10 protein-coding genes are annotated in these 14,482 nt (G+C 71.6%); 6 read left to right on the forward strand and 4 right to left on the reverse strand.

Going from position 1 to position 14,482, the window contains the following annotated elements:
• Positions 1 to 58 precede the first annotated feature (58 nt).
• From FREUN1FDRAFT_RS07070 to FREUN1FDRAFT_RS07085, 4 genes are all read left to right on the forward strand, one after another.
• Entirely contained in the window at positions 59 to 1,762 is a 1,704-nt protein-coding gene (locus FREUN1FDRAFT_RS07070; RefSeq protein WP_006539299.1) for a TerD family protein, read from the forward strand.
• 111 nt (positions 1,763 to 1,873) lie between these two features.
• Positions 1,874 to 2,551 (forward strand): AIM24 family protein, encoded by a 678-nt coding sequence (locus tag FREUN1FDRAFT_RS07075; protein WP_035950461.1) that lies wholly within the window; start codon positions 1,874 to 1,876, stop codon positions 2,549 to 2,551.
• A 28-nt stretch (positions 2,552 to 2,579) separates the two neighbouring features.
• Positions 2,580 to 3,665, forward strand: a complete 1,086-nt coding sequence (locus tag FREUN1FDRAFT_RS07080) for an AIM24 family protein (RefSeq protein ID WP_006539301.1) — start codon at positions 2,580 to 2,582, stop codon at positions 3,663 to 3,665.
• Between the two features lie 616 nt (positions 3,666 to 4,281).
• On the forward strand, positions 4,282 to 4,581 hold the full coding sequence (locus FREUN1FDRAFT_RS07085; protein WP_006539302.1) for a hypothetical protein: 300 nt from the start codon (positions 4,282 to 4,284) through the stop codon (positions 4,579 to 4,581).
• A 687-nt stretch (positions 4,582 to 5,268) separates the two neighbouring features.
• Here the strand turns inward: FREUN1FDRAFT_RS07085 and FREUN1FDRAFT_RS07095 are convergent.
• The 4 genes from FREUN1FDRAFT_RS07095 to FREUN1FDRAFT_RS07110 form a co-directional block, all read right to left on the reverse strand.
• Positions 5,269 to 6,156 carry a DMT family transporter gene (locus FREUN1FDRAFT_RS07095; RefSeq protein WP_006539304.1) on the reverse strand — a complete coding sequence of 296 codons (888 nt, stop codon included), beginning with the start codon at positions 6,154 to 6,156 and terminating at the stop codon, positions 5,269 to 5,271.
• Positions 6,157 to 6,241: 85 nt separating this feature from the next.
• Positions 6,242 to 8,407, reverse strand: coding sequence for a wax ester/triacylglycerol synthase domain-containing protein (locus FREUN1FDRAFT_RS07100; protein ID WP_006539305.1), 2,166 nt, complete (start codon positions 8,405 to 8,407; stop codon positions 6,242 to 6,244).
• A gap of 395 nt (positions 8,408 to 8,802) precedes the next feature.
• The gene (locus FREUN1FDRAFT_RS07105; protein ID WP_006539306.1) at positions 8,803 to 10,116 is read right to left on the reverse strand and encodes a wax ester/triacylglycerol synthase domain-containing protein; all 1,314 of its coding nucleotides are present in this window, start codon (positions 10,114 to 10,116) and stop codon (positions 8,803 to 8,805) included.
• A gap of 225 nt (positions 10,117 to 10,341) precedes the next feature.
• Positions 10,342 to 12,624, reverse strand: a complete 2,283-nt coding sequence (locus FREUN1FDRAFT_RS07110; RefSeq protein WP_006539307.1) for a CHAT domain-containing protein — start codon at positions 12,622 to 12,624, stop codon at positions 10,342 to 10,344.
• 132 nt (positions 12,625 to 12,756) lie between these two features.
• Here FREUN1FDRAFT_RS07110 and FREUN1FDRAFT_RS07115 point away from each other — a divergent pair, with 132 nt between their 5' ends.
• Positions 12,757 to 14,160 (forward strand): macro domain-containing protein, encoded by a 1,404-nt coding sequence (locus FREUN1FDRAFT_RS07115; protein WP_006539308.1) that lies wholly within the window; start codon positions 12,757 to 12,759, stop codon positions 14,158 to 14,160.
• On the forward strand, positions 14,153 to 14,482 hold a 330-nt coding region (locus FREUN1FDRAFT_RS07120), incomplete at its 3' end, for a CATRA system-associated protein (RefSeq protein ID WP_006539309.1). The genes FREUN1FDRAFT_RS07115 and FREUN1FDRAFT_RS07120, both read left to right, overlap by 8 nt.

Genomic DNA, 14,482 nt, shown 5'->3' on the forward strand with positions numbered 1-14,482 from the left:
AGTCCGGTTGGTGCGGCTCGTGCCGCGGTGGGCCGGTACGCCGATGGGAGGGAGCGCGGTGGTAACGCAGTTCAGTCGAGGGCAGAAGTCCCAGCTGTCGGCGATCACCGCTGGCACCGATCTGTACATCGGGATCCAGATCAACGCGCCGGGTGAATGGGACGTGTCCTGCTTCGGCCTGGACGGTGCCGACCGGCTTTCTGACGACCGCTACTTCGTCTTCTTCAACCAGCCGAAGTCGCCCGAGTCCTCGATCCAGCTGCTCGGCGCGCAGTCCGGTGACACCCAGTCGTTCCGGATCACGCTGGAGCAGGTCCCCGCGGCCGTCCACAAGCTGGCCTTCTGCGCCGCGCTCGACGGAGCGGGCAGCGCCGCCCAGATCACCTCCGGCTACCTGCGGATCGTCGCCGGTGGTACCGAGGTGCTGCGCTACTCCTTCACCGGCGCGGACTTCTCGGACGAGCGCGCGATCATGATCGGTGATGTCTACCGCAAGGGCGTCTGGCGCGTCGCCGCGGTCGGCCAGGGCTTCCGCGGGGGCCTCGCGGAGCTGATCCGCAGCTACGGCGGCGAGGTGGAGGACGAGCCGGCGGCGCCCCCGGCGGGCTCTTCGTCCTTCGCGCCGCCGCCGGCGCGGCCCCGGCGGCGCCCCGGGTTCGGCGCGCCGCCCGCCCCCGTCTCGCAGACCAAGCCGGCTCCCGCGCCCGCCTACAACGCGCCCCCGCCGCCCTCGGCTCCCGTTCCGGGGCCCGGGCAGCCGCAACCGGCCTACAACCAGGGCTACGGGCAGCCGCAGCCGCAGCCGCAGCCTGCGTACGGCCAGGCCGGCGGCGCCCATCAGGGGTACGCCCAGCCGCCCGCGGCGCCGCCCGCCCCACCGGCGATGCCCGGCGGCCCGGGCCACGGCCACGGCGCTCCCGGGCCGGGAATGCCCGGCCAGCAGATGCCAGGCCAGCAGATGCCCGGTGGTCACGGTGGCCCCGGCGGTCCGGGTGGGTTCGGTGGTCCCGTGCCGGGAGGCTACGGAGCCGGCCCGGGCGGCCAGCCGCACCCGCCGGCCGGGTTCCCCGGCCCGGTGCCCTACCTGCCGTCCCAGGCCCAGCCCATCCAGCCGGGCGCCATGAACAGCCTCAACCCGTACCGCGAGGTGCCGACGGCGGGCCGTTGGACCCAGCAGAACGGCAAGCTGGTCAAGGTGACCCTCGGGCCGGACGCACTCGCCCTGCGCGGCTCGATGGTCGCCTACCAGGGCAACGTCGAGTTCGACTACAAGAGCGGGGGCCTGCGCGGCCTGATCGAGGAGAAGCTCACCGGGCAGGGGCTCAAGCTCATGACCTGCCGGGGCAACGGTGAGGTCTTCCTCGCGCGGGACGCCGCGGACCTGCACATCGTCGATCTCGGTAACTCGTCGCTGTGCATCAACTCGAAGAACCTGCTGGCCATGGACGCCACCGTGCGCTCCGAGGTCCGCCGGATCGAGAGCCCCGGCATCCCGGGCGGCGGCTTCTTCCACTTCGAGGTCTCCGGGCCGGGCTCGGTGGTCGTGATGACCAAGGGCTCTCCGATGACCCTGAACGTCGCCGGGCCGACGTTCGCGGACATGAACGCGCTGGTGGCCTGGACGTCCGGCATGCGGGTGAGCGTGTCGACCCAGGTGCGGGTCTCCCGCACGATCTACGCGGGGGCCAGTGGGGAGTCGTTCGCGCTGCAGTTCATGGGATTCGCGGGTCACTTCGTCGTCGTCCAGCCCTACGAGGTCTGACATGCGTCCGACGGCTGACATGCGTGCGAGGTCTGACATGTGTCGCGTGGCGGGGCCCGACGGCCCGGGGCGCGGACGGGCAGAGGGTCGACGGGCAGAGGGGAGCGTGCCGTGCAGGGCAGCCTGATGGACCACTACGGTCCGACGCCGGTCATGGATCGGATGAGCAAGCACGGATCCAAGATCGCCAAGGTGGTCATGATGCCGGGCCAGGACCTCTTCGCGAGGGTCGGCTCGATGATCGCCTACGAGGGCCTCATCGACTTCAACCCGCAGCCGCCGCAACTCGGCCGGATCGCGTCGTCCTGGGCGACCGGCGAGGGCGTGCCGCTGATGACCGCCACCGGGCAGGGCCTGCTCTACCTGGCCGACTACGGCAAGGAGGTCATCGTCGTCCAGCTCGCCGGCGAGGGCCTGTCGATCAACGGCAAGAACATCCTGGCCTTCGACGCCAACCTGCAGTGGGGCATCGAACGGGTCAAGGGCGTCAACATGCTCTCGGGCATGGGGATGTTCAACGTCGTCGTGCGCGGCCACGGCTGGGTGGCGCTGACGGCCAAGGGCAACCCGATCATGCTGGACACCCGGGAGGCGGCCACCTTCGTCGACACCGACGCGCTCGTGGCCTACACCGACGGCCTGCGGGTGGAGCCACGGCGCACCGCCCGCCTCGGTGGGCTGATCGGGCGCGGCTCGGGCGAGGCGTTCCAGCTCGGCTTCTCCGGTCAGGGATTCGTCGTGGTGCAACCGAGCGAGGACGAGCGTCCGAGTTTCTCGGTGCGCGGCTGACCGTCGGCGTGGGTGAGAGGATCTGATCATGACGCACGGCGGGATGTACGGCGGTCACCCGGGTGGTAACCCCGGTGGGATGCCAGGGGGGATGCCCGGCGGCTACCCGCCCGGCCCGGGTATGCCCGGTGGCTACCCGCCCGGGGGAATGCCGCCAGGCGGTATGCCACCTGGGGGAATGCCACCCGGCGGGATGCCCCCGGGTGCGGGTGGTCCCGGCGGGCCGGCCGGTGGCATCCGCAGCAGCCTGCTCGACAACCCCGAGGTCAACAGCAACGAGCGGTTCACGCTGCAGAACGGCAAGATGCTCAAGGCGACCCTCGGTGCCCAGGGCATGCGTGAGTTCTACGCCCGGCGCGGCGCCATGGTCGCCTACCAGGGCGGGGCCACCTTCGACGCCCACTGGGAGGGCTGGGGCTCGCGGTTCCGCAGCTTCTTCAGCGGCGGCGAGGGCCTGAACCTGATGAAGGTCGCCGGCTCCGGCACGGTCTACCTCGCCAACCAGGCGCAGGACATCCACATCCTCGATCTCGCCGGCGACGGGCTGACCGTGGACGGCAAGAACGTGCTGGCCTTCGACGAGGCACTGACCTGGGACCTGGTCCGGATCGACAGCCAGGTCGGGATCGCCGGCGTCGGCAACTACCAGGTCGACCTGCGCGGCAACGGCAAGGTGGTGGTGTGCACCACCGGGGCCCCGCTGGTGATGCGGGTGACCTCGCAGAACTACTACTTCGCGGACGCGGACGCCGTGGTCGGCTGGTCGTCGAGCCTGCAGGTCTCGATGCAGGCGGCGGTCACCTCCAGCGCGGCCTGGAAGCCGCGGGGCAACACCGGTGAGAGCTGGCAGCTGCAGTTCAGCGGTGAGGGCTACGTGATCGTCCAGCCGTGTGAGCTGCTCCCGCCCTATGACGCGCTGGCCGGTTCGGGCCTCGCCGGGCAGTTCGGTCTCGGTCAGGGCGGGTTCGCCGGCAACCAGCTGGGCGGTCACGGCGGAGGCCACGGAGGCGGTCACGGCGGAGGTCACGGAGGCGGCTTCGGTGGCCTCGGCGGCTTCGGCGGCGGTCCGGGCGGGTTCGGTGGCCTGTTCGGCGGCAACCCGGGCCGGCACTAGCCAGCCAGGTCCCTGACCCTTTCGGGTAGGCGGCCCGGGGGAGAAACGATCCACCCGGCCTGTCGGGTGCCCGCGGGCTGTGCGGGACGGCCACGGCGTGGGCTGAGGACCGTCCAACGCCGTCCGTCCCCTGTCGGCACTCCGGTGTCCGCCCCCGGCTGCGGCTGAGCCGGCATCCGTCCCCCGGACGTCGTCACGCTGCCAGCTCCGTAGCAGCGCGTGGTCGACAGGTTCGGCCGGGACGCCCTGCCGCGCCGGGACGCGTCGCGCCACGGCGTCCCGGCCCAGGTCCGTCGACGTATCCCGTCGAGCATCTGCGTATCCCGTCGATCATCGGCCGGTGACCACGTCTGCGGCCGGAACTGCGCGAGTTGCCGGCCTTTGCCTCGGAGTGACGGGCCCGGTTGATCAGCGGCAGGTTCCGGATATACATCGCCGGAAAGAAATCATCCCTGTGTGTACACCGTTTTCCTCTTGCCCGATCTGAGGTAATGGTGAGACTGATTGCAGCCACGCTGGTTCGGTGACCTGGGCTGCGTTCCAGGAGGTGGCGGGTAGTGTTGCTTCCGCGTCATCACCTCGTGAATTTCCATCGCGACGGAAGGATTCTGTTTAAATGACTCAGCAGGAGCAGCAGCAGCAGCGCCAGCAGGTCGAGCGGCAGCTGCGCCAGAACTGGCGGCAGCTTCGCTACCGGCTGCTCGACCAGTTCGGTCAGGTCAGCAGCGCTGACGTTGACGCGGCGACCGGCATCAACGACCTCATCGCCCGGATCGCCGACAAGACCCACCACAGCGAGCGGTATGTCGAGAACCGGCTGCGGGAGCTCGTCGGCGTAGGCGCCCAGGGCGGACAGTCCAGTGAGCGCTTCGGTGGGGACCAGGGCCAGGAGGGCCAGCGCTTCGGCGACCAGTGACGGATCGCCTCGGCGACCAGTGACAGATCGCCTCGGCGACCAGTGACAGATCGCCTCGGCGACCAGTGACAGATCGCTTACAGCCGGCCAGGCACGGGGAGTCCGTGGGTGGAAGCTCTGGCTCCCACCTCTCTCCACGTGCCTGGCCGGCACCCTGCTAGGAGGCCCGATCCTTCGAGGCCGCCGCGAGCAGTGACCGAAACTCCAAAAGGTCATCCATAAGCGACATGTTCTGCGCGGTCCGTGGCATCTGGCGAAGCTCCGCCAATATCGCGTCGGTCTCCGTCACTGTCGGAACGCCGTCAACAGAGGCCGTCAGTGACACGATATCAGCCACAAGATCACCGCCATGAGGGGTCAAGGGAACGGATGTCCACCCGGATGTCCGGATGCCCCACTGTCGCACGCAATGATGTATGCGGTGTTACACGCGGAGTGCCTTCCGGTTACGGGTCTCGGCCCTCGTCCGCGTGATATGGGATAATTCCCATGTCTGATGCGAGAGTTCGCCAGGGAGGCGCCAGCCGTGATCGCCCCTGGCGAGAGAACGGATACGGTTGTCCTGCTGATCAAACCGGGAGCATGTACCGGCGATCTGATTCGGCGTGAAATGGCAGGTGCGGCATATGTTGGTCCAGCCCGTGGGCAGGGTCTGGGCCGTGGAGGATTTCGGTCGGTCGGCCGATGTCAGGGCAGCTGGCTGCCGGCCCTGGGCAGCGTGGGGGTGCGGGCGAGCAGGACGACCCCGGCGGTGATCAGTGTGGCGCCGAGCGTGACGCCCGCCAGCTGCCCGGCCGTGCTCGGTACGGGAACGCCGTAGAGCAGAACCGCCAGCACATAGGAGATCACCGGGTTGGTGATGTTCATCGCCGTGATCGTCGGTGCGAGCGGCCCGCTCGCGTAGGCGGCCTGCCCGAGCAGCAGGCTGCTCGCCGTCGCCGCGGCGAGCGCGTAGCCCTCCCAGCTGATCGCCGTGCGCAGGATGCCCTCGGTGAGGAGCAGCTCCGTGGTCTCCTTCATCAGCACCGCGGTCAGGGCGTAGAACAGGCCCGCCGCGACGCCGAACAGGCCCGCGCGGGCGGCCGGCTGTCGGCCGAGTGAGATCACGACCAGCAGGCCGGCCAGTGCCACCGTCGCCGCGATCGCCGCGACCAGGCGGGTCTCGTCGATGCCGCCCGCGGTGGGCAGGTCGCCGCGCGCCGACAGCAGGGCGGCCAGGCCACCGCAGATGCCCGCCGCACCCCACCAGGCACTCGGGGACATCCGTCGCGTGGTGCCGATCAGGCCGAGGGGAAGCGCGAACAGCAGCTGGCAGACCATCAGAGGCTGCACCTCGGCGACCGACCCCAGATGCAGCGCGGCCGCCTGGACGCAGAAGCCACTGATGTTCGCCAGCCAGCCCAGCACCCACAGCCTGTCCCGGACGAGCTCGGCCAGCAGCCCGATGCCGGGCACGGCGTGCGCGCTGTCGGCGCGGGTCGCGAAGCTGCTGCGGCCGGCGGCGCGTTGCTGCAGCGCGGCCGACGAGGCGAGCAGGAACGCGGCGAGAAGAGCGACGGGGACGACAGCGGGCATGGTCACCCACCCAGGATGGCAACCGCACAGGCAAGATCACGTGATCGGAATTGTCACAGACGGACCGGTGGGTGCCGCGGCCGTTTCAGGCTGATCGGGCCAGTGGCCGCCCGGGAGGTGGAGACGTCCGGGCGCGGCCGGTCAGTTCCGGCGATGTCAGTTCCGGCGATGTCAGCTCCGGCGAAGTCAGCTCGGCCAGCGCCGCCCGCAGCGCCGTGCCGAAGAGCACCGGGTCAAGCCGGGCGGGATCGACTGTCGCGGCGACGCAGTAGCGGTCGTTCCAGCCGAGCGCACCCACCGAGAGCGGCACCTGCGCGGCGAGCGGGACGATCGGGAAGACGTCCCGCAACGGGCACCCGAGCAGCTCCAGCGGCCGTGGCGCTCCCCGCATGTTCGACACGATCGCGGTGAAGAACCGTGCGCGGTAGACCGAGCGGGCCGCCGCCCGGTGCAGCGGAGCCGGTAGCGCCCCCATGAGGCGCAGGGCCGCGGCGCTCGCCGGCAGGCGTCCCGATGCCCGTCGACCCCGCGCGCGGCGGCTGATCTGCTCGGCGCGTCGGTCCGGCGGCATCGGTCCGAGTGGCACGTCAAGGCGCAGGGCCGCGGTCAGATTGCCGGGGCCGCGGGGAACGCCGTGCTGATCCGAACCGGGCATGCGCATGGTCACGGGGACGGCTGCGCGCAGCACCTGTCCGGACGGCTCCTCGCCGGCCGCCGCCACGGCCGCCGTGGCGGCGGATCCGACCGCGGCCAACAGCAGATCGGTCACCGTCACCTCCAGCCGGTGGGCACAGGATCGAACCGCGGGAAGCGACGATGCGGTCGTGAGGTAGGTGCGCGACCCGCCGAGCGGACCGGACAACGTCATCGGCGGCGCGGCACCGTCGCGGGCGAGGCTTACCAGCCCACTCACGACAGTGGCCGGTCGGGTGACGGGAGTGCGCGCGACCCGGGCCAGCCGTCGGGCCCGCCCCGGTCCCGGGGCAGGCCCGCTCGGGCTGGCGGTGACGCCGTCGGCCGGCGGGTGCAGGTTGGTCGGGGCGTGCGGGTCGGCCGGCGGGTGCAGGTCGGCCGGGCGGTGTGGGTCCGGCGGGGGGTGCAGGTCCAGGAGGTGGCGCAGCAGCGCCACGACGCCGAGCCCGTCCGCCACCGCATGGTGGACGATGACCACGACCGCCACCCGGTGCGCGCCCAGGCCGCGGACCAGCCAGATCCGCCAGGGCGGGCGGTCCGGGTCGAGCGGCGTCACGTTCAGCCTGGCGACCAGGCTGTCAAGGGCGACCTGCCCCCCGGGCGCGGGCAGGTGCGTCTCGCGCACATGCCAGGACAGATCGATGTCGCCATCGCTCGCCCAGCGGTGGTGACGCAACCGGCCCGCCGGCACCACCCGCCGGGTGAGGCGGGACGTCGCCGACAGCCGTGCTGCCACGTGCCGCCGCAGTGCGTCCAGGGTCGGTGGCGGTCCGAGAGAGGTGTCGAGCACCGCCACCCCGCCGACGTACTGGGGGTTGGTGGCGGTCTGCACATGGAGGAACAGCTCGTCGGCCGCGGCGACCCGCCGGGTGCCGCTCGCGGTGGCCCGCCGGCCCATCCCGCCGGCGACCGGCGCGGCGACCGCCACGGCCGCGCCACCCGCGACCAGGTCGAGCACGTAGTGGTTCGCCGTCGCGAGGACCACCAGCATCGTCACGCCCAGATGGGCCGCGCCGAACGCCCGGCCGGCCGGGCCGACCCGCCGCGCGCGCATCGAGGCCACCACCATCCAGACCGCCCAGGCCACGTGCAGGCTGGGCATCGCCGCGAACTGGTTCGCCCCCGCCGACACCGGCCCGCCTCCCCACGACAGCGGCGGATGGTGGATCGCGACGATGTCGACGAATCGCTCCCCGGGCAGCAGCCGTGGGGGAGCGGTCGGCCACAGCGCGAAGCAGGCGACGCCGAGCAGGGTCGTGACCGCCAGGCTGTCACGGGCCCAGCGGTACGCCGGGTCGGTTCGCGCCCACAACACGCCGAGCAGGCCGAAGGTCGTGATGATGTAGGTGGTGGCGTACTCCCAGGCTGCCAGGATCTCCAGCGCCGTGTGTCCGCGCAGCGCGTTGTTGAGCGGCTCCGTCGCGGCGACGTGCAGCCAGCGTTCGACGGCGAGCAGGTCCGATCCCCGCGCGTCCGCGGCGGACCGGGAGACCGCAATGCCGTGCGCCACACTCAGGTAGACGCCGAAGATCGCCAGCCCGATCGCGATCTGACACACCGCGTCGACGCCCCGCCCTGCGAGGCGGACCTGCCCGGACGGATGTTCGCGCTCGGTCGAGCGTTCGCGCCCCGACGGGTGTCCGTGCCCGGACGGGTGTCCGTGCCCGGACGGGTGTCCGTGCCCGGCCGGTTGTTCGCGCCATCGCCGCCACGGCGCCCGCTCCGCGGCTGGTTCCGGACGTTGCGGTGACGGCCACGGCCACGGCCCGCCCGCGGGCGAGGCGGTCACGTGTGCGCGGTCCGGCTTGCTCGGCGCTCGACGGCTCATATCACGTCCCCCTGCCACGCACAGTGCCCCGAATCGGCACTGGTCACGCCAGGTGTGTGCAGACCTTCGATCCAGTGAGCAGAGCCGGTCGGCCCAGCCCTCCCACGCCTACCCGGCAGCTCCCGTCAGTCGAGGGCGGCGAGCTCGGCGAGCCAGTTGTCGGCGAGCTCGGCGTGGCGCGGCACGCTGGCGCTGGCCGTGAACGCGGCGCACACGTGCTCGTCGAGACCGAACAGTGCCACCGACAGGTGCTGCCGGCCGACGAACAGCGGGGGCATACCGATCAGCATGCAGACCTGTCGCCCCGCGATCGCGTACGGGCCGCGCATCGTTCCGGCGTTGCTCGCGACCAGAGCGACCTCGTGTGCGCGTGATCCGGAGGCGGCGACCTGGGCGAGCATGCGAGGCGAGGCGTTCGGCGGCACCCGGTCCAGGATCCGCCGCTCGACGATGCCCATCCGCCCGCCTGCCTTGATCCGCCGGGTCTGCGCGGCGACCCGGGCCAGCCGGCGGCGCGGGTCGGGTTCGGCGCAGGGCAGCGGTATCCGCACCCCGAAGGTGAAGTTCGAGAGGATCTCCTGTTCGGCCGGGGTGCGCAGGCTGATCGGCATCACCGCGTGGACGGGACGTCCGTACCGGGTCCATTCCGTTCGTGACCAGGTGCGCAGGGCACCGGCGACGGCCGCGAGATAGACGTCGTTCACGGTGGCGGAGTTGCGGCGCGCGATGCGGCGCAGCCTGTCGAGCTCGGCGGTCGCCCAGGTGTGCCGTGCCCCGCCGTGGGGCGGGCCGCCCCAGGAGGTGAGCTGGCGCGTCCGGGGGATGCCGCGGACCAGCCCGGACGCCATCCGGGCGTAGTCGCGTCGGGTGGGGGCGCCGAAGGTGGGCAGGTTCCGCAGCGCCGGTTCGCGGTCGAGCCCGAACAGCAGGTGCAGCGCCTGGTGCAGGGCGGCGCCGTCCTGGTGGATGTGGCTGAAGCGGTAGACGACCGCGACCCCGTCGGGGCGGTGCCCGCGCAGCAGCCAGATCCGCCAGAGCGGGCGGTTGAGGTCGAGGGGCCTGGCGGCGATGCGGTCCATCGCCTCCCGCAGGCCGTCCTGGCCGCTGCCTGCGGGCAGCTCCTCGACGTTGACGTGATATCCGAGGCTGAGCTCGTGGTCGAGCTGCCAGCCGACACCGGCCGCGGATCGTCCGGTCGGTGGGGACAGCCGTTCGGTGAGCGCCGGAGCCTCGGCCAGCCGCGTCGCCACGTGCGCGCGTAGTTCGTGGACGGTCAGCGTCGGGTCGTCGACGCACAGCACCACCCCGGCCTCGAGCCGCTCCCCGGGGTTGAGCCGGCTGAAATGCAGGAATGCGCGATCACCGCTGGTCAGCGGGCGTAACTGGGGTCTGGTCGCCGGCGCGGTTCGCGGGGCGCCGTCGACGAATGTCTGAGTCATTGGCCCTCCGATGGCGTCATGCCGCGGACCTCGACGGATGATCGGTTCGACGCCGGATCCGAGCGGTCCGTCCAGCCTGGCGGGTCAGCCTATACGTACCTGAACCGGAACACCCACGGAAAACAAGTCGAAAACCACCCGGAAGTGCCGAGCTGGCCGTGCGTCCCGGGTGGTCGAATGGTCGGCCGGCGGGCCAGATCTGGCCAGATCTGGTCGGGCGGCCGGTCAGAACCCGGTATGGGTGTGTGCGGCCCACAGGGTGGGGCTGGTCAGGTGGCGTTCCCTGGTGCGACGCACTGCCAGGTGCAGGGCCACCGCGCTGCGGCTGACGTCGGGTGGGGAGGTGCCGTCTGCGGTGAGGTACCGGTAGAACGATTCCGTGATGCCGCGGGCGACGAAGTCGTTGACCGGCCAGAGCGTACCGACGACGTGACGGTAGCCCGCCAGATGGAAGGCGCTGGTGAGGTGCACACCCTCGTCGGGTGTGGCGACCGCTGGAATCATCGTCGCGCAGGCGGACAGATAGGCCAGGCCCCCGGCCAGCCGCAGCCGGCCGAGATCGGTGACCGTCAACCGCCCGTCCCGGCCTTCGGCCAGCACCAGGTGGCTCGACGCCGGATCGTCCCAGTCGGTGACTCCGTGGCAGATGAAGTGCGCGACGTGGAAGGCGGGCAGGGCCGTCAGCACGCTCCTGCGGCCCGCCACGGGAATCGTGCGGGAGCTGGGAACGAGCTCGGTGAGAACCGTGGCCTCCGCGATGGCTCCGTGCAGGCGGGGCACCCCGGGTGCGTCCGGCACGGAGACGATCAGCATCGTGGGATCGGTGGGAGCGCCGTGATCACCGGTGCGGGCGAGGCCCCGCAGGCCGGGGACGTAGGACGACACGACCCGGTCCAGGACGGTGCGCGGGTTCGCCAACCGGTCGGGTCGGTCGGCCAGCGTCGTGGAGATGTCGGTGTGGTGCCCGGCGGCGTGCAGCGGCAGGTGAGCCAGCATTCCGGTGGGGCACCACCGCACCCGTGGCCACGCCTCCCCCGGGGCGGGCGGGCCGACGTGGCCGAGAGCGTGCAGCACCGGCTCGGCGATGGCGTCCCACATCCATCGGAAGACGCTGAGCAGCATGGACTCGCCGATCATCGCGCGGAAGGGATGCCCGTCCGGCGGATCGATGACCGTCAGGTAGCCGTTGGTGAGCTTGATGATCGACGGGACGACATCGTCGTCCGACAGGTCCGGCAGCGGTGTCACCCGTACCGGGGTGTCCCTGTCGTCGGTGACGATCAGGGCGTGGCTGCCGAGGGGGCTGCTGACGACGAAGACGACCGGAACGCCGGCGGTACGGGCAGCCAGCGCGCGCACATCGGGGGCCGCACCGAGGCCGGTGCCGCCGTCCCAGGACCGGACCGTGTCGTCGAGGAGCACACCACGGGTCTGTTCCAGCAGTTCCACCGCGCGCAGGGGCCGACCCGCCGCGACGGCACTCGCGGCGGCGACACCGGCGAGCGAGTCCACCAGACCGAGGCGGCGGGTCTGGTCGGCCGGCGCGGGTGAGGGGCCGGGTGACTGGGGCAGCAGCCGTACCGCCTCCTCCACCAGCGCCAGGACCTCCTCCGGCGCCGTGCCCGCCCATCCGGCGACCACAGCGGCATCGCGTAGCGCGTTGATCCGGACGGCCGGGGCGGCCGTCCGGATCGCGCCGGCCTCGGCCAGCACCCGGGACGCCTCCGCGGCCGCCGCCGGATCCCCGGTGTGCACGAAAAGCGCGCGCAACGCGCTGCCGAGGGCGGCCAGCTGCTTCCCGCGGTCCGGGTCGTCGGCGGGGGCCTGCGCCACCATCCGGTGCCCGACCTCGACCGCCTCCGCCAGCAGGTTCGGGTCGCCAGCCGCCGTTCCGGCGGCTTCCAGCGCGAGACACAGACAGTGCCGCGCGCTGAGCCGGATGGTGTCGGCCCCGTCGGCGCTGTCGGCCGCGTCGGCGTGACGGACCGCGTCCCGGGCCAGGGTGACCGCCTCCGCGAGCTCGGCGTCATCCTCGGTACCGATCCAGCTGATCCGCAGGGCGGTGCTCAGGGCGGCGAGGATCGTGGCGCGATGGCTGAAATCCGTGGGGCCGGCCGCCAGAGCCGCGCGGAAGGTGCGGATGGCCTCGGCGGCCGTCTCGCCATCGCCGGTGCTGACGGCGGTCAGGTGCAGTGCGAGGGCGAGATTGTGCAGGCACTCGGCCTGCGCCGGGTCGTCGGCGGGCAGGACGGTCACCGCCGTGCGCAGCGCGTCCACAGCCAGGACCAGCATCGAGCCCTGGCCGGACCGTTCGTACCGGTTCAGGAGAGCGAGCCCGATACGTTCGGCGGTGGCCGCCTCGTCGTGACGGCCTGTCGGACTCGCGGGTTCCGTCGCCCGCTGTTCGGTGACCAGCCGGCGCGGTTCCGCCGTGGTTCCCGTTCCGGTTTCGGCTCCGCTTCCGTCGGTCCGGTCCGGAACGGAACCCGAATCCGCCAGGTCGGGCATCGTGGCTCCTCATCGCGCGAGCGATACCCGGCCCGGCACCGCTAATGTCCACACGTCGGCGTTGCTAGCATCAATGCCAGGTTCCTGAGATTTCCCGCCGGTTTGATCCTATTGGGTTGGCGGAGACGAGAAATGGGGGCGTTCTTGCCGGGGGAGGGTGTTCCACGTATACGGGTCAATGTGCTGGGGCCGGCCCGACTCGAGGTGGACGGCCGTGAAGCTCCGTTGACCCCACTCACGACCCGGCTGCTGGTACGGCTGATCGCGGCCGAGCAGGAGGTGGTGTCCGCCGGCCGGCTCTATGCGGACGTCTGGGGTGCCCCGGCCGGTGGGCCGAGCCAGGCACAGCGCCGCCGCAACGAGGTGCAGAAACGCATCCGCGAACTTCGGCGTGCCCTCGGCTCCGATGAGTCCGATGCGGCCGTGGGCATTGTCCGGACCGAGCGCATGTTCACCGGCCGGGTACCCGAATCCGGCTACCGCCTCATTCTGGAGCGGGATCAGGGGGACTTCGCCGAGTTCGAGGATCTCGTCGGGCGGGCCCTGCACGCACCGCCCGCCTCCGCGGCCGAGATGCTCAGCCGGGCGCTGGGCCTGTGGCGGGGGAGCCCCCTGTCCGAGGCGGGCGGAGCGGCCTTCGGTGGCGCCCTGGCCGGTCGGCTCACCGGCCTGCATGAGACGGCACAGGCCGAGCTGGTCCGGTCCTACCTGGAACTGGGGCGCTCCGATCTCGCGCTGCCGGTTGCCGAACGGGCGGCACACGAGCGCCCGGACGACGCAGCGGCCCAGGAACGTCTGGCCATGGTGCGCGAGCGACTGCGCGCACGGTTGTACGAGCGGCCCGGCGACGAGATTCTCCGCCGTGATTTTCCCGATCTGCACACCGGTGTGGTGGTGCTGCGGGGAGATCTGTTCGAGCAGCACGATGCGAACCTGGTGGTCGGTTTCAGCGACACCTTCGACATCGCGACCCGGGATGATCTCGTGATCAGCCGGGACAGCGTGCAGGGCCAGCTGCTCGACCGGTTGTTCGCCGGGGACACCGGCCGGCTCGACCGCGAGCTGCGCCGCGGCCTGCGTTCGCTGGAACCGGTGGGCCGGGAGAGCCCGGGAGACAAGAGGTACGGCAAACGGGTTCGCTATCCGGTGGGTACGGTCGTCCCGCTTCCCCTGGATGGGCGCCGGGTGTTCGCCGTCGCCTATTCGACGCTGGGCAATGACCTCGTCGCCCGGTCGACGTCGGAATACCTGCGCAGCAGCGTCGACCGGCTGTGGGCGTCGGTGGCCGTCCACGGGCTGCGTAAACCGGTGGCGATGCCGCTGGTCGGGTCCGGTCTGGCGCGGATCGTCGAGCTCACCGGGGAACAGATCCTGATGATGGTCATCGACTCGTTCGTCCAGGGCTGCCGTCGGTATCCCGCGCTGACCCGTGAGCTGAGAATCGTCGTCCGCCCCAGCGAACTGGAGAAGATCCGGATGGCGGAGGTCGCGAGATTCGTGGAGGCGCTCGGCCCTGGAGGTGGCTCCCGTGTCTGAACTGCCGATGGATCTGCGTCGCGAGGCGCTCGCGATCCTGCGCTCGGTGCCCGAATGGGAGCTGACCGAGGCTCGGTGGTCACGCGTCATCGACCTTCTGGCGGCCATGGAATCCGCGTTGGACACCGATGGCGTCGACCTCGACGCCGTCTCGGAGGCCGTCCGCCGGCTGGAGACCTGCGCGCCGCCGCGTATCACCCCTATCGGTTCGATTCCGGCGCAAACCCCGCAACCGCCGGTACGCGAGCGGGTGGGCAGACTGATCCACAAGGTGTCGGGCGCCGCCGGCTCGGCGACGACCGGCACGGGGGCGATCGGCACG

Source organism: Parafrankia sp. EUN1f (assembly GCF_000177675.1).
Lineage (GTDB): Bacteria > Actinomycetota > Actinomycetes > Frankiales > Frankiaceae > Parafrankia.